Origin of the sequence: Flavobacterium labens (genome assembly GCF_048286755.1) — a bacterium.
Lineage (GTDB): Bacteria > Bacteroidota > Bacteroidia > Flavobacteriales > Flavobacteriaceae > Flavobacterium.
In genome coordinates this window covers 427,440-448,474 of sequence record NZ_JBLVPL010000001.1, presented here as the reverse complement: position 1 = coordinate 448,474, position 21,035 = coordinate 427,440, and the positions used below count along the sequence as shown (strand labels likewise).

Below are 21,035 nucleotides of genomic sequence, written 5' to 3'. Positions count from 1 at the left end.
TAAAAAAGAATCGAGAAATGATAACAGTACAAAATACAATAAATGCTTCAATTGAAAAAGTCTGGGAATTATGGACTGCTCCGGAACATGTCATGAAGTGGAATAATGCCTCAGAGGATTGGCATACTCCTTTTGCAGAAAATGACTTGAAAGTTGGAGGAAAATTCAAATACACGATGGCTTCAAAAGACGGTACAATGCGTTTTGATTTCGAAGGGATTTATACTAATATAGTGAATCCTTCTTTGATAGAATATAAACTTGCCGATGACAGAAAAGTGAAAATCACTTTTGAAAGTCAAAAAAATGGCGTCTTGCTTATAGAAAAATTTGACCCCGAAACAGAAAATTCCGAAGCGTTGCAACAACAAGGTTGGCAGGCAATTTTGGATAATTTTAAAAAATATGTTGAAAATTCAACCCTTTAAAAACTAACAAAATGACAACATTGGAATTTAAAATCGAGATAAATGCTCCCAAAGAAAAAGTTTGGGGCATTTTATGGAATAAAGAAACATACAAACAATGGACCTCCATTTTTTGTGAAGGGTCTTATGCAGTAAGCGATTGGAAAGAAGGTAGTAAAATTCAATTTTTGTCTCCAAACGGAGACGGAATGAACAGCATTATTTACAAGAAAATTGATAATGAATACATGGCTTTTAAACATTTGAGTGAAATCAAAAAATTTGAGGAAAAACCTGTTGATGATGCGACTCAAGAATGGGTTGGCGCTAGTGAAATGTACCGTTTGACCGAAGATAAAGGAATTACTGTTTTAGAAGCAAAAATGGATTCAGTCGAAAAGTATATCGATTATTTCAAAACGACATGGCCAAAAGCACTAGATTTGGTAAAGAAACTTTCAGAAGAAAAATAATATATTAATTTAAAAATTACTATCATGGCAGCAATTAATCCATACTTAGTTTTTAATGGAAACTGCGAAGAGGCATTTCTATTTTACAAATCAGTATTTGGTGGGGAATTCCCTTATATCGGAAAATTTAAAGACATGCCACCAGCAGAAGGGAATCCAGTGCTTTCTGAAGCAGATGGGAATAAAATTATGCATGTTTCATTGCCAATTGGTGACGGATCTGTCCTGATGGGAAGTGACAGTAATTCGGCAAGTGGCGAAGTTACTTTTGGACAAAATATTTCAATTTCTATAAATACGAAAAGTAAAGAAGAAGCAGACAAATTGTTTAAAGGACTTTCGGTAGGAGGAACGGTGACCATGCCAATGAGTCAAACCTTTTGGGGTGCTTATTTTGGAATGTTTGCTGATAAGTTTGGAATCGGTTGGATGGTGAATTTTGATGAAAATGAAAAATAATCAATACTAAAATAGTTCTGATATATTTATGGATTGCGTTTTTCTCAAAAAAATAAACCTGTTCATTCATTTGGGTAGGTTTTTTTATGGGTAATTTAAACTATTTGTTATTGTTTAAAAAAAGGAACATTATTTTTTTTTATCAACGTCAGATTGTCGATTTTTGTCCATACTAAATCAAATAAATATAAAATGCAAATAGAAGATGTAGAGGTAATTTTACTAAAAGTTTCAGGTCAGGACAAACCCGGAGTAACCGCAGGTTTGACATCCATTTTGGCGAATTATGATGCTATTATTTTAGATATTGGTCAAGCAGATATTCATGATACACTCTCTTTAGGTATTTTATTTGAAATAAAAGCGGGTTCTTCTTCCGCTCCTGTTCTAAAAGATTTATTGTTTAAAGCCTATGAATTGGGTGTGAAAGTAAAGTTCATACCAATTTCAATTGCGGATTACGAAATTTGGGTAAAAGCACAACGCAAACAACGCTATATTATAAATATTTTGGGAGAAACACTAACAGCGGTGCAATTGGCTGCTGTGACTAGGATTCTCTCCAACCAAAGCCTGAATATTGACGCTATCAAAAGATTAACTGGCAGGGTTTCTATTATCGATAAGGAAGAATTTCCTCGTTCTTGTATACAATTATCAGTTACAGGAACCATTGTAGATAAAACATTCATGACGGCCAGTTTTATGGAAATTTCCAGAACATTGGATGTGGATATTTCCTTTCAGGAAGATAATATGTACCGAAGAAACAGACGCTTAGTATGTTTTGATATGGATTCGACCTTGATTCAAACGGAAGTAATTGATGAATTAGCAGAGTTGGCGGGTGTGGGTGAGCAAGTAAAAGCCATTACAGAAGCAGCGATGAACGGCGAAATCGATTTTAGCGAAAGCTTCAAGCAACGCATGGCTTTGCTAGAAGGTTTGAGTGAGGACGTGCTGCAAAACGTTGCTGAAAATCTACCAATTACCAAAGGTGCGCATCGCTTGATGAAGGCCTTGAAATATTATGGGTATAAAACGGCTATTCTGTCCGGAGGATTTACCTTTTTTGGAAAATACCTTCAAAAAGAATTAGGGATTGACTACGTTCACGCCAACGAATTGGAAATCAAAGACGGGAAATTGACAGGTAATTATCTCGGCGAAATTGTCGATGGTAAAAAGAAAGCGGAATATCTTCAAGCCATTGCTGATAAAGAAGGCATTCACATCAATCAAACTATTGCTGTTGGCGATGGTGCCAATGATTTGCCGATGCTGAATTTAGCAGGTTTAGGAATTGCTTTTCATGCAAAACCTACGGTAAAAGAAAAAGCAGAAAGTTCTATTTCCAGTTTAGGTCTGGACGGAGTTTTATACCTTTTAGGATACCACGACAGACACATTGATATGATGGAGCAAGAGTAATTGTAATAATTATAAAAAATAAAAAGGGCTGTACCAGAATCATTTTCGGACAGCCTCTTTTTGTTTTATGTTTTAACTGTAAACGCTTTTTCAGGCTTTTTTAATGCTTGTTTTTCGGGAGATTTACAAATCCCTCTGGCACCACAACTCATTCTGTGCGGTCCGCAGGAACCCAATAAAAATAGTGTTATCAAGATGTAGAAGGTATTTTTCATCTTATCGTTTTTTTATACAGCTTGAAACTGCATGCTTTTCAGTTGTTCTAAATAGTCCCTTTGATTGGATAATCTTGGAATTTTATGTTGTCCACCCAATTTATCTTTGTCTTTTAACCAATCATAAAATAAATTTTTACGGGCTATATTTATTATTAACGGATTTAACGTCATGTTGTTGTAACGTTTCGCTTCGTAATCGGAGTTTAAGGATTGTATGGATTCATCTAATGCTTTCTGGAATTGAGATACATCAGCCGGATTGTCTTTGAATTCAATCATCCATTCATGAGCACCTTTTTCTTTGCCTTCCATAAATATAGGCGCAACGGTGTAATCAACCACTTCGGTTTGGGTTAGTTTACACGCTTTGGCTATAGCCTGATCGGTATTTTCGACCATCAATTCTTCGCCAAAAACATTAATATGATGCTTGGTTCTGCCCGTAACCCGAATTCGGTATGGATTCAATGACGTAAAACGTACGGTGTCGCCTATCAAATAGCGCCACAAACCGGAATTGGTAGTGATTACCAAAGCATAATTTTTGAACAATTCTACGTCTGCTAATCGAATAACTTTTTGATCAGGTGTGCCAAAAGTATCCATCGGGATGAATTCATAGAAAATTCCGTAATCCAACATCAATAATAAATCACTGGAATTATTTAGATCCTGAATGGCAAAAAAGCCTTCAGAAGCATTATATATTTCGTAATATTGAAACTCTTTATTCGGCAGTATTTTTTTGTACTGTTCTCGGTACGGTTCGAAATTTACTCCCCCATGAAAGTACACTTCTAAGTTTGGCCAAAGTTCGAATAGATTTCCTTTTCCGGTTTCTTCCAGCATTTTATTCATTAAAACTAACATCCAGGAAGGAACTCCGGCGAAACTGGTTACATTTTCGTTTTTTGTTTCGTTTATAATAGCTGCAATTTTAGTTTCCCATTCGCTCATCAGGGAAATTTTGTTACTTGGTGTGCTGCTGAACTCCGCCCAAATAGGCATGTTTTCGATTAAAATTGCGGATAGATCTCCAAAGAACGTATTGTTGTCTTCATAGATTTGAGAACTTCCGCCAAGACGCAGACTTTTTCCAAGAAACAGTTCTGAATCTTCGTTGTTATTCAAATACAAACACAATAAATCCTTACTTCCTTTATAATGACAATCTTCCAAGGCTTCATTACTCACCGGAATAAATTTACTTTTGGCATTGGTAGTTCCGCTTGATTTGGCAAACCATTTTATAGGTGTTTCCCAAAAAACATTTTGTTCGCCTTTGCGGGTTCTTTCAATCAATGGCTGTAATTCTTCGTAGGTTGAAATAGGAATTCTTTCGGCAAAAGTCGCGTAGGAATGTATCGAAGCATACTCATATTCTTTGCCTAAAGCAGTATTTTTTGATGACTGAATTAAATTCATAAGCAATTCTTCCTGAACCTCATTTGGATATTTTAGGAAAAGTTCGATCTGATGAATTCTTTGTTTGAGAACCCAAGAGGCAAACGAATTGATTATGGTTAGAGGCATTTTTAAATTATGAATTATGAATTGTGAGTTATAACTTTACCAAAAATAACAAAATTTGTTTAACTGTTGCGTTAAACCCGAAACTTTAATCACAATGACATACGAAGGTGTACTTACCAAAATGCAAACCGAATTTGGAAACCCAATTCAATATTACTTAGTTTTTGAGAATAGTTTTTTAAATGTGAATCAGTTGCTGAATAAAGAACTCGAAATCAATTTTGTGGGATACCAATGTTTGAATTGTGGGAAAAAGAAAAAAATTTTTCGTCAGGGATTTTGTTATGATTGCTTCTATTCAAGTGCTGCTGTAGGGGATTGGATTATGAAACCGGAGTTGAGTACCGCTCATCTTGGGATTCAGGATAGGGATTTGGCGTATGAAGAAAAAGTACAATTACAACCGCATATTGTTTATTTGGCTTTGTCAAGCGAAGTAAAAGTAGGCGTGACCAGAAAAACGCAAATGCCAACACGATGGATTGATCAGGGCGCAACACAAGCGATTTCGATTGTGGAAGTTCCCAATCGCTATTTAGCAGGAATTACTGAGGTGGCATTGAAAAATCATTATGCAGATAAAACCAATTGGCGAAAAATGTTAACGAATAATGTGGAGCAAATTGACTTAGTTGCGGAGCGATTGAAAGTCGAAAATTTGATTCCAACAGAAGTTCAGGAATACTTTTATTCGCAGAAGAATGATTTGTATGAGATGCATTATCCCGTTTTACAGTTTCCAACCAAAGTAAACAGTTTGAGCTTGGATAAAACACCGCAGTTTCAGGGAAAACTTACCGGAATAAAAGGGCAATATTTACTTTTTGAAGACGGAACGGTTTTTAATATTCGTGGTTCCGAAGGATATGTAGTGACAATTAATGTATAAGAAACACAGGTTTTTTAACCATTAAGGAATTAAGTTTCATTAAGATTTAGAGCTTAATGAAACTTAATTCCTTAATGGTAAAATCTCAAAAGCAAATAGTTTCGTTGTTTAGATTCAAGTATAAAATTCAATAAAAAAGAGGAATCTCACTTGGTGAAATTCCTCTTTTTTGCTTCATAAAGCGGTCTTAATTTACTTTTGTAGTATCTACTGCTTTCTTTTTCTTTTTAAATAAACCGTTAAGTAAATCGGTAGCTTTAGCTTTTACCTCTTCTTTTGTGGCTGATTTAATAGGAGTTGCTGTTTTTGTAGTATCTCCAGGTTTTTTGTTTTTATTAATATAATCCGTCAAAGCCGATGTTCCTTGTTTTACAAGTCTGTCTTTTTGTTGGTTGACTAGTTGAGTAGTCAATTTAGTCACGGCACTATTGATGTCGGTTGTAATTTTTGGATTTGTAAAATTACCCCCTAATACAGCATTTATAGGAAAGCTTTCTAATTTCGCAGCATCGGCAGCAGATAATTTTGCTATTAATGCATTCGCTTCTGAGCCCAGATATTTAGCAGGAACATCAAATTTTAAATTGTAATTCATGCTTTGGTCAAAACCGTGCGTTCCTCCAATTGTTGCCTTGATGTCTTTGTACTTGATGTCAAATGGTTTTACATTTACTTTTCCGTCTTTGAACGTGATTGCCGCTTTCAAATCATTCAAATTGATTTTACTCACGTCAATGAATTTCAAGTTAGATCCTAAAGCGGTCAATAAAGTGGAATTACTGGAGTTTACAGTCGTAGAAAGCAGTTGTCCTAATAAATCTCCGGTAAGCGTTTTCAAGTCAGGAGTTAGTTCTGTTGCATCAAGATTTCCGTTCAATTTGATGCTTGAATTTAATTTCCCGTTGATGATTCCGGCAATTGGTGCTATTTTTTTCAACATGTCCAGTTGGGTGAACGATTGCGCAATATCGACTTGATTTAATTTTAAATCCATGTTGAAAACTGGTGTTTTTCCTTTTGTGGAAACAGCTCCATTTACGCCAATTGTTCCACCGAAAATAGATGTTTTTACATTTTCTAAAGTTACTTTTTCGTCTTTCACGATTAGTTTCCCCGAAACATCTTTGAGAGTCAAATTGTCATATAAAACCGTAGTCGCTTTTGCAGTAAGCGTACAATTTAAGAAAGCAGGAATCTTCATTGCGTCAGCTTTTTTAGCCCCAACTTTAGTGGTTTCACCTGTTGTCATAAAATCATCAACGGCTAATTGTTTAGAATTCATATTGAAATTTCCTTTCAATTCTTGGTTTCTAAATATAAATCCGTAAAAATTTTCCAAAACTCCTGTTACACTAATGTCGCTTTTTCCGGTAGTTGCGTTCAGCTCTTTCAAATTGACTTGGCTAGGATTAAATTGAACTAAAGCAGTACTGATATTCATTGTTTTGCCGTTTTCATCTACATAGTTGAAACCAGATAAACTCATGGTTCCGGCATTGTTGATGTTTTGATACTGACTTTTCTCTACAGACTCCATATCAAATTTTGTAGTCACATCAGCCTTTAAAATTCCGGATAAGGGCTTGTCCAGCTTTATAGGATACGCTTTAGAAAGATTGGCTAAATTGATTGTTCCTTTTAAAGCCGCATCAACGATTGCATTTTGAGTGATGTTTCGGATGTTTGCTTTTGCATTAAAAAAGTCTTGATCAATTTTGAAAGAGAGCTTATCCAAGTTTACATACGTATCGTTTAGAATACCTGTTTCGTTGATGATTTTGGTGTCAATAACGATATTTTGAACTGATTTCGGTAAATTAGGATATTGAAACGATGCGTTATTGGAAGCAATTTCAATATTGAATTTTGGCACCGTTGTGTCAGAATACAAGCCTTTTGCAAAACCCGCAACTGTAAAATCACCAGTTGTTTTCACGTTGTCTAAACTCGAGGCATACGCTGCAGGAATAATTCCCAAGAAATTTTTGAAAGACGAAGTTGGTGTTTTAAATTTCAAATCATACTGTTGACCTGCTTCCACCATTTGAATAAATCCATCAAATTCTAATGGCAATTGATTGATTAAAGCTTTGTTTTCTTTGAAGGTGTATTTACTTTTTTCTAAATCAATTCCTAAAACGGCGTCCAAAGTCAAAGCAACATTGTTCATGTAATTCACTTTGTCCATATCCAGCGATACTTTTGCAGTAGATTTGGTAACCAAATCTAATTTTTGTGCTGCAAAATCGCCTGTTCCTTCATGGTTCAAACTGTCGATTACCATTTTTATTTTTGAATTTTCGTCAAAATAACGAAACTTGAAATTCTCAATTTTATACTCTTGGATTTTTAATGATAACGGACTGCTTTTTCCATCTGTTGCAGTTTTTTCCTCTTTCAAAGCAATGTCATAATTCCCGATTCCGTCTTTGTTGAAAATGATATTGATTAATCCGTTTTTCGAGGTGATTCCGTCAATAGATATCGCTTCATTTTTGCTTTTAAAAAGTTCCTTGATAGACATTTTTAAATTCAATTCGCCTAGTGAAATCAAAGTATCTCCTTCAAAAGGAGCTTTGTTGATAATGACTAATTTTTCCAAGGTTACATTCGCATTTGGGAAGTTTTTGAATAAGCTTAAATCCGCTTCTGCAAAAGAGACTCTGGCATCTACTTTGGCATTGATAGCTTCAGAAATTTTAGCTTTTATTTGGTCTTTAAATAGATAAGGAGCAGCAAATAAAGTTACGACGAGCAGGATAATCAGAACTCCAATGATTTTTAAAACTTTCTTTACCATAATTTAATTTCTTTAGATTCTATGAAATGTAACAAAAATAATGCCTTCTATTCTTTTACAAAAATAGTATTTTTATGACAGACTGAATTTTTTGGTGTTTTATATAAACAATAATTTAACTTTATAGAATAAAAAAAATCCGTTTAAACAATTGATTAAACGGATTTTCTGGTGCGTTATAAAAGTTCTTAATGAATATTAATTTCAAAAGGCATTAAGGCCTGAACTCCTTTTTGAGCTTGCAATTTTTTTATTTGTTGCATGATTCTATAGTTTTCTTCTCCTATTTCTTCTTTTATAAAGTCTTCTTTAGATTTTGCAAAAGGAAGATTAGCTAAAAGATCATTAAAGTTTTTCTCGTATTCTGGATAATTTTGGGTGCTATAGCTTTTTACTTTTGCCAAAGAAGCGGCTTTTGCAATAGCATCATCTAAACCTCCAATTTTGTCTACAAGTCCAATTTTTAAGGCTTCTGAACCCGTCCAAACTCTTCCTTGTGCAATAGCATCTACTTGTGCAAATGTCATTTTTCGACCTTGTGCTACGTGTGTAACAAAAGTTTTGTAAATGTGTTCCACACCTTCTAACGTAACTGCTTTGAAATTTTCATCGATTGGAACAAAAGGACTGTAGTTTGCTGAGTTTTGGTGCGTTTTAACTTGTTCGGTATGAATTCCAATTTTAGTGGCTAATGGTGTGAAATTAGGTAATATTCCAAAAACGCCTATTGAACCGGTAATTGTATTTTCTTCGGCAAAAATGGTATTGGCATTACAAGCAATATAATATCCGCCTGAAGCTGCATAATTTCCCATAGAAACCACGACAGGTTTTACTTTTTTAGTCAATTCAATTTCTCTCCAAATTAAATCAGAAGTCAAAGCACTTCCACCTGGACTGTCAATGCGGAGTACAATAGCTTTTACATTTTTATTTTTTCGAGCCTCTTGTAACGAACGGCGCATTGAACCTTCGCCAATCACATTCACATCGCCTTCACCACCTAGAATTTCTCCTTGCGCATAAATAATGGCGATTTCGTCTTTACTATCAAAAGTTTGTGAAGTAGTAGCTATTTTTTGAGCATAATCAATAACAGACACTTTATTGTAGTCTTCGTCATTAGCTACTTTAAGCGCTTTACGGATGGCGTTATGATACACATCTTCATAGGCAATAATGTCAACTAATTTTTGGGATTTTGCCATTTCCGGAGTACGAGCAAGAAGCCCATTGGCAATTTCGTTCAGTTTTGCCACTGATATATTTCGGCTTTTAGAAATGTCAGCGGTAATAGAATTCCAAACAGAATTTAATAATGCGGTAGTTTGTTCTCTGTTGGCATCACTCATTTTATTTTCTAAAAACGGTTCTACAGCACTTTTATATTTCCCATGACGGATGACTTCCATTTTTAATCCTGATTTTTCCTGAAAATCTTTAAAGAACATAATTTCAGAAGATAATCCCTTGAAATCCATTTCTCCAACCGGATTGATATAAATTGGGCTGGCAACAGAATTTAGATAATATTCTTTTTGAGAATACGAATTGGCATAAGCCATAACGAATTTGCCTGATTTTTTAAAGCTTTCCAGAGCATCTCTCAGCGCTTTACTTTGCGCCATTCCCAGCGAAGAAACGTTATTTAAAATAGAGATTCCTTTGATGTCATTATCTGATTTAGCCTCTTCGATAGCATTTATAATGTCTGATAAACCTACTTTTTTGTTTTCTGAAAAAATAGTCACCCACGGATCTTTATATTTTCCGGCATAATCATTTCTTATGTCTTCCAAATTCAATTCAATCACAGAATTATTCTTCACTGTAATGCCTTCAGATTCACCGCCAAAAATGGCTCCAATGAGTATGATTCCAAAAAAGAACAACATAAAAAAAACAAAAATACCTATAATGGTCGCCAATACATTTCCTAAAAATCTCATAATTATATTTTTTTAATATGTCGCAAAAAAGATAGAAATGTTACAAACAATCGTTTGGTATTTTCGAGTTTAATTATCAACACAGGATACAAATATATTGCTAATTCTAAAATTCTTTTAGTTAATTTGCACCTAATTATGAAATCACAACATCAGGTCATTTTATCTATAGGCAGTAATCAAGGCAATCGTTTGGAAAATATCGAGCGTTCCTTAGAATTGATACATCAAGAAATTGGTACTGTAATCAAAGTCTCCAGATTATATGAAACTCCGGCTTGGGGTTTTGAAAGTGATGCTTTTTATAATTGTGCATTGGTTTTACACACTTTTTCCTCTGCTCATAAAATTCTGACTCAGGTTTTAAAAATCGAAAAAAGATTGGGTCGTTTGCGAAACAAAACTCAAGAATACCAATCTCGTACGATTGATATTGATTTGATTGCTTTCGATTCCGAAATTATTGCTACCGAAAAACTGCAGATTCCACATCCCTTGATGCAAAACAGGAATTTTGTTTTGTTGCCTATTCAAGATTTGAATTTAGATTGGAAACATCCCATTCTTCAAAAAAATATTGCCGAATTGCTGATTGCATCTCCAGATGACAGTGTTTGTAAAGTCGTTCAGGATTTGGTAAGTCCTTTGCAAAATATTTCTTTAGAGCAATTTAATTACGTTGCCTTTGAAGGGAATATTGGAGCTGGAAAAACAACTTTGGCGACAAAAATTTCTGAGGATTTTAATGCGAAAACAGTATTGGAACGTTTTGCTGATAATCCTTTTTTACCTAAATTTTACAAAGATCAGAACCGATATGCATTTCCACTTGAAATGTCATTTCTTGCTGACAGATACCAACAATTATCGGATGACTTAGCGCAATTTGATTTGTTTAAAGACTTTCTGGTTGCGGATTATCATATTTTTAAATCCTTGATTTTTGCCAAAATAACACTGGCTGAAGATGAATATCGTTTGTACCGCAATCTTTTTGATATCATTTACAGAGAGATGCCAAAACCGGATTTGTACATTTATTTGTATCAAAATTCAGAAAGGCTTTTGCAAAATATTAAAAAACGTGGCAGAAGCTACGAACAAAAAATCCCAGCGGAATATTTGGATAAAATCAATAGCGGTTATCTCGATTATATTAAATCACAAACCGATTTGAATGTTCTCATCATTGATGTTTCTGATAAGGATTTCGTAAAAAATCAAGAAGATTATCTGTGTATTCTAGATGAAATAAAACTAAAAATTCAAAAATAGTTTACTTTAGCTATTTATCTCTTTAAAGAAAAATGTCCTTTTTTTTCTCGGCCGTCTTCCAGTTTTAGAGTGAACCAATAATCATCTGCTGGTAGGGGGATCCCATTAAAAGTGCCATCCCAACCTGGATTTAAAGAGGGAACCCACTGTTTTAGTAGCTTGCCATATCTATCAAAAATGTAGATTATAGATTTAGAATTAAAAGTTTCATTCACCCCTTTTATACTCCAATAATCATTATGGCCATCACCGTTTGGTGTGAAAAATTTTGGCACACCAACAACTACAATTTCTTGATAAACAAGACCACACCCATTTTTATCATTGATATACACTATATGGATTCCTGCAGGTACATTATTAAAAAAACTAGAGTCTTGCCAAGATGCATTTGGTTCATCCAAACTGTATTGGTAATCTCCAGGTCCAGTTGTAGTGATAGTTATGGTGTTATTGTCTGTTAAATCTACAACATCCACAGAGTCTATAGTTGCTGTATTTGATGCAGTGACAGTAATGGTTCTAATTCTGCTACAACCCGCATTATTGATTACTTCAACGGTATAATCTCCCACGGTATTTACATCTAACGTTGGGGAATTTGTCCCGACAATTATTTCATCTTTCGTCCAAATATAATCGTAATTACTTGTTGGCGAACCGTCTAAAACACCTGCGTCCAGCGTTACAAAAAAGCTCGAAAGATTGGAACAAACTAGTTCGTTTGAAAGGCCATCTAAATTCAAGTCAATATTTGGAATAGGGTTGACAACAAAATTTAATGTCGTCGATGCCGTACAAATTGTGTTTAATGGGTTCTGAACATTTACAGTAATATTTTGTGTTTTGGTTACAAATGGATTGGGTAATGGACTTGGCAAAAGCATATTATTTTGATCGTAATATTTGACAATCATTCCAGTTTGTCCGCCAAGAATGGTGGTTTCGAATGATGAGGTATCAAAAGTAAATTGACCATCTTGATTGATTGGATTCGCTTCGTCGTCACAAGTTGTTGTAAGGGCTGAAGGAACAGCATTAGCAATTGGCGAAGCATCTACAATAAATGTTATGATGGATTCATCAAAGCATTGTTGAGTTGTATTATTGGTTACAACCGCTTTAATGGTTTGCGAAGTTGATGTGAAATTTGCCGGAAATGGACTTGTAATCGAAACTCCATTGGCATCTTTCAGAGAATTATTGGCTTGATCGAAATAAGTAACCGTTACATTGGTTTGTCCTTGTAATAAATCAGATTCCAACGAAGAAGTATTGAATGTAAATATTCTATCGTTGTTATCGTCGCATTGTCGAGGAATAACAACTGTATTTGCAACAGGTAACTCTTCAACAATTAAAGTTAAATACGGGCCAAGACCGTAACAAGCATTATCCAAATCACTGTCAATCCGTATCCAAATATCTTGAGAATTGGGGTAGCCAATATTTCTATAATTCGAAATATCTGTAATTACGTTAGTTTCTGCCAAAGCATCCACTTCGTTCTTGTAGTAATTAATAGTATAAACATCAGAAGTAGGTAATAGTCCTTCTATAATCGCTTTTGTCGAAGAGAAATCAAAAGTGGTAATCCCATCACGATTGTTATTGTTTCCATTATTACTACCATTGATATCCAAAAAGTCATCGCAAACAGGAGGAAAAGTAATTTTGTAGTTTGGAATAATGTTCGTAGCGGGAACTTTCAAAGTGATTTTCGCAACACTATAACAACCTGTTATTTTGTTACTGACTCTCGACCAAATATCCATTACTGTTGGAGTTGTATTTTCAAAAGCCAATTCATTTGAAATCAAATCAGCTGAAACGGCATTATTTGCTCCGTTTAGCGAAGTATAATAAGTAAAGTTTTCATTGATAGAGTTTGCTGAAATTGCATTGTTATTTACGGTTAAATTAAATAATGTCCTTCCATCTACAATTAAATCAGTATCACATTGGATAATTTCAACATCTTTTACTATCGGCAATGGATTAATGATTACTGAGATTTCAGCTCTCGGTCCTTCACATCCAGTAGCTGTGATGGTTTGACTTACGTAATATTTTGTTGTGCCTACAGTGGCCGTCGATGGAGTAGGGCTTGTTGCGCTTGATGGCCCGCCTGTTGAAATTGTGTACCAATTAAGAGTACAATTTGCCGAAACGGTTGCCGTTAGAGGAATTGCAACTTCATAATGACAATAGTCAATATTACTTGTTATTGGAGCCGTCGGTAATGGATTTACAATTACAATGATTTCAGCTCTTGGTCCTTCACAACCTGTGGAAGTTATGGTTTGACTCACATAGTAATTTGTTGAGCCTAAAGTTGTAGTAGAAGGGGTAGGACTTGTTGGGCTAGATGTCCCACCCGAAGCTGTTGTGTACCAATTTAAAGTGCAATTTGCAGAAGCTGTTGCTGATAAAGACACAGCAGTTTCATTATTACAATAGTTTGCATTACTCACAATTGGTGCAGTAGGCAATGGATTTACAGTTACTATAATTGCAGCCCGAGGACTTTCGCAACCGTTTACTGTGTTTGTTTGACTTACATAATAAGTGGTGGAACCTGCAACTGTTGTAAGGGGTGTAGGACTTGTATTTGAAGCAACTCCGCCAGTTGGCAAAGTGTACCAATTTAAAAAGCAATCTGTCGAGGCGGTTGCAGCTAAAGGAATAGCTGGTGCATTCAGGCAATATAAAACGGGACTTGTAGAAGATATTGCGATTTGAGGTAAACTAGGCAAAGCTTTTATAGTGGCGATAATTTCAGTTCTTGGACCATTTGGGCAATTTCCATTTGAGGCATCAACATAATAAGAAGTTGTAGTGGTAAGAGTTGGAGTTGTAAATGAATTTCCTGTTGCTATCGGAGTTTCACTAGTATTTGAAGTATACCAACTAACGATACCATCAGTTGAAGTTGCTTGAAGAGTAACAACCCCTGATCCACAAATAGAACTGGGAGTTGTGCTGGTTATTTTAGGAATTGTAACCGTCGTACTTGCTGATATTTGAAGAATTGGATCTCCTGGCATACCGCCATATTCAACTATATAACCTTGGGGATAATAATTAGGGTTTGTAATTGGATCCCCAGTTTCTCTAAGATCGTTCCAGGTACCAGGACGTAAAAGTGCAGGTGCTGTTATATGAGCATAATCTTCGTTGTTGTTAGAGTCATTTGGTTCATTACCAGATGTATTCCAATTAGCATAATTAAAGGGAGGTGTTGTTGTGCCAGTACCTTTTCCAATCCAGAAGGTAATTCCAGTTCCACCATTAGCAAGGCCTTCAGGACCTGTTACCCATTTCCAAGTGCCTTCTGTTGCTGCGTCACTGCCGCCAATCCATCCAGTTCCTGGTGCTTGAGTTCCTGCTAATTGAGCTTCATCTGCAGCTGTTAATGTTGCTAAATAGCCTTTCAGACCATAATATATTTTGTTTGCAGCCTCATCTCTTGCTTTTGTCCAATTAATTCCTAAACTCGGAACATATTCATAAAAATGTCCATTTGAAGGCAAGTAATTGGCTGAGCCAAAACCTAAATTAATAGAAAAATCTCTAGTTCCAGAAGGAGATATTGACGAATTAGTAAATGTTACATCTTTGATTGCGGTTTCAAAATCTGAATAAGTAACCGGAATTCCTGTTGGACTATATAGTTTTAATTTTCCTTCTAAAGAACTCCAAGATGTTGTAATTGTGGGATGTAAAAGCGGATTAGCTAGTGCTAATAAATCCTGACCAGAAACATATCCTGAAGAGATTTGAATGTAAATAGCATCGGTGCTAGGTTCAGAAGGGTCATTGGTAATAGAAATGGTTTCAACTATTTTTAAAGAAGTTCCTGGGCAATAGGTTTGATTTCCTGTTGCTGTAATTTTGGGCGGATCGATTGTAGCTGCAGTTTTACTACAATCTTCAGAATAGCGGGCGGTGGCATCTTTTTTGGAAGGATCCCAAGAATTTGAAACTGCTTCATTATCTACTTGAATACAGCTTAGATTTGGATTATTAAATGCATTTAAAGCAAATAAATCTCTATTGTTGCCGTTCTTTAAATTTAGACTAGTCAGTTCATTCCAACTACAAAATAGTTGACTCAAAAGGGTGTTTTTGCTAAGATCTAAACTTGTTAATTTATTTTGGAAACAAGACAAGTAGGTCAGCTTGGTGTTTCTTGTAAGATCTAAATTCGTTATGTTGTTACCCCAACAGTTTAATAGAGTTAATGAGGTATTGTTAGTTAAATCTAAACTCGATAATTTATTGCGGGAGCACTCTAAAAAAGTCAAACTTACAAAATCCTGTATTCCGGTTAAATTACTGATATTGTTAGCCGAAATGTCCAAGCTAGTAATTCCACTCACATTAGTAGTAAGCACTTTTCCATCAATAGCACCACTATCAATGCCTTTATTAATTAGTGCACTTTCAAAATTCACATCTGGAATCAAAGTATTTTGGGCACAGCAAAAAAAAACAGAGAATAGTGTAATAAGGTGGTGTAGCTTTTTCATGAAATGATAGAAAAAAATTGGGAAAATTCAATTAAAAAAATCATTTTGGCCAGTTCAGTTTTTGAAATAAGTCCCAAACTACAATTCCTGCACTAACTGATATATTTAACGAATGTTTGGTGCCTAATTGTGGGATTTCAATACAGCCATCGCATAGTGCAACTGCTTCTTGAGAAACACCATATACTTCGTTTCCAAAAACTAAAGCATATTTTTCTCCCTTTTTAACCTCAAAATTTTGCAGAAAAATTGCGCTTTCCACTTGTTCTATGGCAAGTGTCATTACATCTTCCGCTTTTAATTTTTCAATAACGGCAAGAACGTTCTCATGATGTTCCCAAGTTACTGTTTCGGTGGCGCCTAACGCTGTTTTATGAATTTCCTTGTTTGGAGGTGTCGCAGTAATACCACATAAATATATTTTTTCAATTAGAAAAGCGTCGGCAGTTCTAAATACGGAGCCAATATTATGCAAACTGCGAATATCATCTAATACTAAAATCAGCGGTGTTTTTTCAGATTTTTTAAATGCTTCAATAGATTTTCGATCTAGTTCGCTGTTTTCTAGTTTTCTCATATTTTGTAAATTATTCAAAAAAAAAGCTTCCGAAATTAATGGAAGCTTTTTTGTATATTTAATTAAAATCTAGCTTTTTGAAGATTCAGCGGCTAAAACATTTCCTTTTATTGTAAGTGTTTTGGTAGGAACAACAGCATTAGTTGTCAATGTTACTGTTTTAGTAAAAGCTTGACCACCTCTTGAAGTGTCATATTTTACTCCAATAACTCCTTTTGCTCCCGGAGCAATTGGCTCTTTAGGATAAGTAGGCACTGTGCAACCACAAGATCCTTGAGCATTAGTAATGATTAAAGGTTTGTTACCGTTATTTGTGAAAACAAATTCGCGTTTACCATCAGAGTTATAAGCAACAGTACCGTAGTCAATAGTTTCAGTTACGAAAACCATTCCTGCGCCATTCACTTTTGCAGCAACTTTAGCAGTAGTTGCTTTCAGTTTTTTAGAAGTTTCTTGTGCAGTAGAAGTTGCAACTCCTAAAACAACTAGCATAGCTAGGGTAATTATTTTTTTCATATCTATTTCAATTTAAAAGTATTTACAAATCTAAATAAAAAATAGAAAATATGACTTAAATCTTTCTTAAAATAGTTTAATTTTTTGAACCCCTTATTTATTTGTTTTAAAATATATAAATTCGCTGATATTTTTTCATTTTTAAACACAAATACAATTGGCATCTAAAGATAAAGTAGTTAAGGAAACTCCGTTAATGAAGCAGTACAATGAGATAAAAAGAAAGTACCCTGATGCTTGTCTTTTGTTTCGTGTTGGGGATTTTTATGAGACATTTGGAGAAGACGCAGTTCGTGCTTCAAAAATATTAGGAATTGTCTTAACGAAGCGCGGAGCAGGTTCTGAAACTGAAACGGCGTTGGCTGGTTTTCCGCATCATTCCTTGAATACCTATTTACCAAAATTAGTCAAAGCAGGACTTCGTGTAGCAATTTGTGATCAACTCGAAGATCCAAAAATGACTAAAACCATTGTGAAACGTGGTGTTACTGAGCTGGTAACCCCGGGAGTTTCTATGAATGACGAGGTTTTACAATCAAAAACGAATAACTTTTTAGCGTCCATTTTCTTTGCCAATAAATCTATAGGAATTTCATTTTTAGATGTTTCTACAGGTGAATTTTTAACGGCGCAAGGCAATGCAGAATATATTGATAAACTGTTGCAGAATTTTAATCCAAGTGAGGTTCTGATTCCAAAAAATAATAAGAATGATTTCCGGGAAATTTTCGGAGATGATTACCATAGTTTTTACTTAGAAGATTGGATTTACAAAGAAGACTACGCTTTCGAAACCTTAACTAAGCATTTTCAGACAATTTCTCTAAAAGGATTTGGAATCGAAGAATTGAAAGAAGGAATTATTGCTTCCGGAGCCATTTTGTATTATTTATCCGAAACGCAGCACAATAAAGTGCAACATATAACAGCGATTCAGCGTATTGCTGAAGACGCTTATGTCTGGATGGACCGTTTTACCATTCGTAATCTGGAATTGTACCACAGTTATAATCCAAACGCGGTGACGCTTCTCGATGTTATTGATAAAACGCTTTCGCCAATGGGTGGTCGTTTGTTAAAAAGGTGGTTGGCGCTTCCTTTGAAAGACAGTGCTAAAATAAAAAGTCGTCACCAAGTAGTTTCTTATTTAAAAGATAATCAAGATGTTTTAAAGAATATTCAGAATCAAATCAAGCAAATTTCTGATTTGGAGCGTTTGATTTCAAAAATTGCTGCCGGAAAAGTATCGCCTAGGGAGGTAGTTTATTTGAAAGAATCATTGGATGCCATTATTCCAATAAAAACTTTGGCGTTAGAAAGTCCGCAAGAAGCCGTAAAAGTAATTGGTGACAGTTTGCACAGTTGCGAATTGTTGCGTGAAAAAATCAAAACCGTTTTAAATCAAGATGCGCCTGTGGCTATTGCCAAAGGAAATGCCATTGCCAAAGGAATCAATGCAGAATTAGATGAGTTGCGTGCGATATCAACTTCTGGAAAAGAATTTTTGGAAGGAATTGAAAAGCGAGAATCACAATTAACGGGAATTTCTTCGTTGAAAATTTCCTTTAATAATGTTTTTGGCTATTACATCGAAGTTAGGAATATGCATAAGGATAAAGTTCCTGCGGAATGGATTCGAAAACAAACTTTGGTTAATGCGGAACGGTATATTACTGAGGAATTAAAAGAATATGAAACAAAAATTCTTGGTGCCGAAGAAAAAATTCATAAAATCGAAGTAGAATTATTCGAACAATTGGTTAGCTGGATTGGCACGTATATAAAGCCGGTTCAAATGAATGCTAATCTGGTGGCGCAACTGGATTGTTTATGTTCTTTTACACAATTAGCTATCGAAAATAAATATGTTTGTCCTGAACTTGACGAAACTTTCGAATTAGAAATCAAAAACGGAAGACATCCCGTAATCGAAAAACAATTGCCGGTTGGAATGCCTTATATTGCCAATGATGTTTTCTTGGATAGAGAAACACAGCAATTGATTATGATTACAGGTCCAAATATGTCTGGAAAGTCAGCTATTTTGCGTCAAACGGCGCTGATTGTACTCTTGTCTCAAATGGGAAGTTTTGTTCCTGCAGACAGCGTTAGAATGGGAATTGTAGATAAAATATTTACCAGAGTAGGAGCGAGTGATAATATCTCGATGGGAGAATCTACTTTTATGGTTGAAATGAATGAAACTGCCTCTATCTTGAATAATATTTCTGATAGGAGTCTAGTGCTTTTAGATGAGATTGGAAGAGGAACGAGTACGTATGACGGAATTTCCATTGCATGGGCAATTGCAGAATTTTTACACGAACATCCTTCGCAACCAAAGACATTGTTTGCAACGCATTACCATGAGCTGAATGAAATGAGCGAATCATTGCCTAGAATTCAGAATTATAATGTGGCTGTCAAAGAATTGAAAGATACCGTGCTTTTTATTCGAAAATTGGTAAAAGGAGGGAGCGCACACAGTTTTGGAATACATGTGGCGAAGATGGCCGGAATGCCTCAGATTGTAATTTTGAAAGCGCAGAAGCTTTTGAAGAAATTAGAAAAAAATCATTCCAGTGATGCGCTGAACGGAATTAAAGCTGCAAAAGATGAAATGCAAATGAGTTTCTTTAATCTGGATGATCCTTTGTTAGAAGAAATCAAAGAAGAGATTATAAGTCTGGATATTAATACCATTACGCCTATGGAAGCGCTCATGAAATTGAATGAAATTAAAAGAATGTTGACTAGAAAATAATTTATTTTATTTTAAAGTTTAGGTTATCAGAACATTAACTTTTATCTGTAATTTTTTTATAAAAAAGGCTTGTATAATTCAATAAATGTCCTAAATTTGCATCCGCAATACAGAACAAGTATCGCGGTTCTTTCTAAGAATTGAAAATGCGAAAATAGCTCAGTTGGTAGAGCGCGACCTTGCCAAGGTCGAGGTCGCGGGTTCGAGCCCCGTTTTTCGCTCCAACACCACATAATGCTCGGATGGTGAAATTGGTAGACACGCTGGACTTAAAATCCAGTGAACAGCAATGTTCGTGCGGGTTCAAGTCCCGCTCTGAGTACTAAACCGCTTCAATTGAAGCGGTTTTTTTTGTTTTATGGTTTTTCATAAAACTAAATCTGTTGGAACTAATATCAACTCCTTCTTTTTTGTGATTTATAATTTGAATTTTTGTTATTTTAATAAACTATGGGGGCTTTTGTAATTAGTAAAAGATATAACGACGAATATAAATTTGTTTTTACTTCCAGAAAGGGGAAAGTTGTTTTTACAAGTTTGAGTTATGAACTTAAGTTTGAGTGTGAGGAAGATATTGATAAATTTAAAGCTACAATTGAAACTGCTGACTTTTTAAAGTTTAAGTCTTCTGGTGGGAAATTCTATTTTAAATTGATGTTGGAAGGAAATCATTTTGCAACAAGTAGAAAATATACCACTTCGTTGCGTCTCCAAAAAGGAATCGATGAAATTGTACGGTATGGTTCAAATTCAGAGGTATTGGATTTTTCTGGAAATGATTTTATTTTTTCGGATTAAAGGTTTTTGAATTAATGGGTAAATAAAAAAGAGAGTCGTGAAATTTAAATTTCACGACTCTCTTTTTTATTTGTACTTCTCTTGTTGAAGGATTGGAAATGTTACAAATTAAAAAAGCCATCTCGCATAGCGGATGGCTTTAAAATTTTTAGAATTTGAGTTCTAATTATTTTTTTGCAGCTTCAGTAGCAGTTGCAGCAGCTTCAGTAGCAACAGCAGCAGCAGAATCAACAACAACAGCAGCAGAATCAACTACAGCAGCAGCAGAATCAACAACAGCAGCAGCAGAATCAACTACAGCAGCAGCGTCCTCAGCAGGAGCGTCAGCTTTTTTACATGATACAACAGTCAAAACAGCAACAGCAGCTAAACTTAAAAATACTTTTTTCATCTTAATTTAATATAAAAGGTTAA

At 34.9% G+C, this 21,035-nt stretch carries 16 protein-coding genes and 2 tRNA genes; 10 read left to right on the top strand and 8 right to left on the bottom strand.

Annotated elements, in window-relative coordinates; translation table 11 throughout:
• Positions 1 to 17: 17 nt before the first annotated feature.
• The 4 genes from ACNQF8_RS01885 to serB all read left to right on the top strand — a co-directional run bounded on the left by ACNQF8_RS01885 (position 18) and on the right by serB (position 2,770).
• Positions 18 to 428, top strand: coding sequence for an SRPBCC family protein (locus ACNQF8_RS01885; protein ID WP_417952791.1), 411 nt, complete (start codon positions 18 to 20; stop codon positions 426 to 428).
• Between the two features lie 11 nt (positions 429 to 439).
• Entirely contained in the window at positions 440 to 880 is a 441-nt protein-coding gene (locus ACNQF8_RS01880) for an SRPBCC domain-containing protein (protein ID WP_417952790.1), read from the top strand.
• Positions 881 to 904: 24 nt separating this feature from the next.
• Positions 905 to 1,339, top strand: a complete 435-nt coding sequence (locus tag ACNQF8_RS01875) for a VOC family protein (RefSeq protein ID WP_417952789.1) — start codon at positions 905 to 907, stop codon at positions 1,337 to 1,339.
• A 192-nt stretch (positions 1,340 to 1,531) separates the two neighbouring features.
• The gene (gene serB / locus ACNQF8_RS01870; RefSeq protein WP_417950570.1) at positions 1,532 to 2,770 is read left to right on the top strand and encodes a phosphoserine phosphatase SerB; all 1,239 of its coding nucleotides are present in this window, start codon (positions 1,532 to 1,534) and stop codon (positions 2,768 to 2,770) included.
• A gap of 65 nt (positions 2,771 to 2,835) precedes the next feature.
• Here serB and ACNQF8_RS01865 read toward each other — a convergent pair whose 3' ends face one another.
• Complete coding sequence (locus ACNQF8_RS01865) at positions 2,836 to 2,985, bottom strand: hypothetical protein (RefSeq protein ID WP_417950569.1); 150 nt, start codon at positions 2,983 to 2,985, stop codon at positions 2,836 to 2,838.
• A gap of 12 nt (positions 2,986 to 2,997) precedes the next feature.
• Positions 2,998 to 4,521, bottom strand: coding sequence for a GH3 auxin-responsive promoter family protein (locus ACNQF8_RS01860; protein ID WP_417952788.1), 1,524 nt, complete (start codon positions 4,519 to 4,521; stop codon positions 2,998 to 3,000).
• Positions 4,522 to 4,615: 94 nt separating this feature from the next.
• On the opposite strand from ACNQF8_RS01860, the gene ACNQF8_RS01855 reads away from it, so the two are divergent.
• The gene (locus tag ACNQF8_RS01855) at positions 4,616 to 5,410 is read left to right on the top strand and encodes a DUF2797 domain-containing protein (RefSeq protein ID WP_417952787.1); all 795 of its coding nucleotides are present in this window, start codon (positions 4,616 to 4,618) and stop codon (positions 5,408 to 5,410) included.
• Between the two features lie 187 nt (positions 5,411 to 5,597).
• Here ACNQF8_RS01855 and ACNQF8_RS01850 read toward each other — a convergent pair whose 3' ends face one another.
• Positions 5,598 to 8,210 (bottom strand): AsmA-like C-terminal region-containing protein, encoded by a 2,613-nt coding sequence (locus tag ACNQF8_RS01850; RefSeq protein WP_417950567.1) that lies wholly within the window; start codon positions 8,208 to 8,210, stop codon positions 5,598 to 5,600.
• 188 nt (positions 8,211 to 8,398) lie between these two features.
• Complete coding sequence (gene sppA / locus ACNQF8_RS01845; protein ID WP_417950566.1) at positions 8,399 to 10,159, bottom strand: signal peptide peptidase SppA; 1,761 nt, start codon at positions 10,157 to 10,159, stop codon at positions 8,399 to 8,401.
• A 138-nt stretch (positions 10,160 to 10,297) separates the two neighbouring features.
• Between sppA and folK the strand changes: the two genes are divergently transcribed.
• Positions 10,298 to 11,434, top strand: coding sequence for a 2-amino-4-hydroxy-6-hydroxymethyldihydropteridine diphosphokinase (gene folK / locus ACNQF8_RS01840; protein WP_417950565.1), 1,137 nt, complete (start codon positions 10,298 to 10,300; stop codon positions 11,432 to 11,434).
• Between the two features lie 14 nt (positions 11,435 to 11,448).
• Here folK and ACNQF8_RS01835 read toward each other — a convergent pair whose 3' ends face one another.
• From ACNQF8_RS01835 to ACNQF8_RS01825, 3 genes are all read right to left on the bottom strand, one after another.
• Positions 11,449 to 15,966, bottom strand: a complete 4,518-nt coding sequence (locus tag ACNQF8_RS01835; RefSeq protein WP_417950564.1) for an Ig-like domain-containing protein — start codon at positions 15,964 to 15,966, stop codon at positions 11,449 to 11,451.
• 40 nt (positions 15,967 to 16,006) lie between these two features.
• The gene (locus ACNQF8_RS01830; protein WP_417950563.1) at positions 16,007 to 16,543 is read right to left on the bottom strand and encodes an RNA methyltransferase; all 537 of its coding nucleotides are present in this window, start codon (positions 16,541 to 16,543) and stop codon (positions 16,007 to 16,009) included.
• Between the two features lie 69 nt (positions 16,544 to 16,612).
• Entirely contained in the window at positions 16,613 to 17,059 is a 447-nt protein-coding gene (locus ACNQF8_RS01825) for a DUF1573 domain-containing protein (protein ID WP_315206555.1), read from the bottom strand.
• A gap of 157 nt (positions 17,060 to 17,216) precedes the next feature.
• Here ACNQF8_RS01825 and mutS point away from each other — a divergent pair, with 157 nt between their 5' ends.
• The 4 genes from mutS to ACNQF8_RS01805 all read left to right on the top strand — a co-directional run bounded on the left by mutS (position 17,217) and on the right by ACNQF8_RS01805 (position 20,621).
• Positions 17,217 to 19,823 (top strand): DNA mismatch repair protein MutS, encoded by a 2,607-nt coding sequence (gene mutS, locus ACNQF8_RS01820; protein ID WP_417950562.1) that lies wholly within the window; start codon positions 17,217 to 17,219, stop codon positions 19,821 to 19,823.
• 148 nt (positions 19,824 to 19,971) lie between these two features.
• Positions 19,972 to 20,047: transfer RNA gene (locus ACNQF8_RS01815), tRNA-Gly, on the top strand.
• A gap of 12 nt (positions 20,048 to 20,059) precedes the next feature.
• Positions 20,060 to 20,145, top strand: a tRNA-Leu gene (locus ACNQF8_RS01810).
• Positions 20,146 to 20,273: 128 nt separating this feature from the next.
• Positions 20,274 to 20,621: a DUF1508 domain-containing protein gene (locus tag ACNQF8_RS01805; protein WP_315206562.1), complete on the top strand. Its 348-nt coding sequence runs from the start codon at positions 20,274 to 20,276 to the stop codon at positions 20,619 to 20,621.
• 166 nt (positions 20,622 to 20,787) lie between these two features.
• Here ACNQF8_RS01805 and ACNQF8_RS01800 read toward each other — a convergent pair whose 3' ends face one another.
• Positions 20,788 to 21,012, bottom strand: a complete 225-nt coding sequence (locus ACNQF8_RS01800) for a hypothetical protein (RefSeq protein ID WP_099714386.1) — start codon at positions 21,010 to 21,012, stop codon at positions 20,788 to 20,790.
• Positions 21,013 to 21,035: the final 23 nt, after the last annotated feature.

Bases quoted from the DNA above. Each gene is read 5' to 3' on its own strand.
- ACNQF8_RS01875 (WP_417952789.1), top strand. From the start codon at position 905: ATGGCAGCAATTAATCCATACTTAGTTTTTAATGGAAACTGCGAAGAG.
- ACNQF8_RS01865 (WP_417950569.1), bottom strand. From the start codon at position 2,985: ATGAAAAATACCTTCTACATCTTGATAACACTATTTTTATTGGGTTCC.
- folK (WP_417950565.1), top strand. From the start codon at position 10,298: ATGAAATCACAACATCAGGTCATTTTATCTATAGGCAGTAATCAAGGC.
- ACNQF8_RS01880 (WP_417952790.1), top strand. From the start codon at position 440: ATGACAACATTGGAATTTAAAATCGAGATAAATGCTCCCAAAGAAAAA.
- ACNQF8_RS01850 (WP_417950567.1), bottom strand. From the start codon at position 8,210: ATGGTAAAGAAAGTTTTAAAAATCATTGGAGTTCTGATTATCCTGCTC.
- ACNQF8_RS01805 (WP_315206562.1), top strand. From the start codon at position 20,274: ATGGGGGCTTTTGTAATTAGTAAAAGATATAACGACGAATATAAATTT.
- serB (WP_417950570.1), top strand. From the start codon at position 1,532: ATGCAAATAGAAGATGTAGAGGTAATTTTACTAAAAGTTTCAGGTCAG.
- ACNQF8_RS01855 (WP_417952787.1), top strand. From the start codon at position 4,616: ATGACATACGAAGGTGTACTTACCAAAATGCAAACCGAATTTGGAAAC.
- ACNQF8_RS01825 (WP_315206555.1), bottom strand. From the start codon at position 17,059: ATGAAAAAAATAATTACCCTAGCTATGCTAGTTGTTTTAGGAGTTGCA.
- ACNQF8_RS01885 (WP_417952791.1), top strand. From the start codon at position 18: ATGATAACAGTACAAAATACAATAAATGCTTCAATTGAAAAAGTCTGG.
- ACNQF8_RS01835 (WP_417950564.1), bottom strand. From the start codon at position 15,966: ATGAAAAAGCTACACCACCTTATTACACTATTCTCTGTTTTTTTTTGC.
- sppA (WP_417950566.1), bottom strand. From the start codon at position 10,159: ATGAGATTTTTAGGAAATGTATTGGCGACCATTATAGGTATTTTTGTT.
- ACNQF8_RS01800 (WP_099714386.1), bottom strand. From the start codon at position 21,012: ATGAAAAAAGTATTTTTAAGTTTAGCTGCTGTTGCTGTTTTGACTGTT.
- ACNQF8_RS01860 (WP_417952788.1), bottom strand. From the start codon at position 4,521: ATGCCTCTAACCATAATCAATTCGTTTGCCTCTTGGGTTCTCAAACAA.
- ACNQF8_RS01830 (WP_417950563.1), bottom strand. From the start codon at position 16,543: ATGAGAAAACTAGAAAACAGCGAACTAGATCGAAAATCTATTGAAGCA.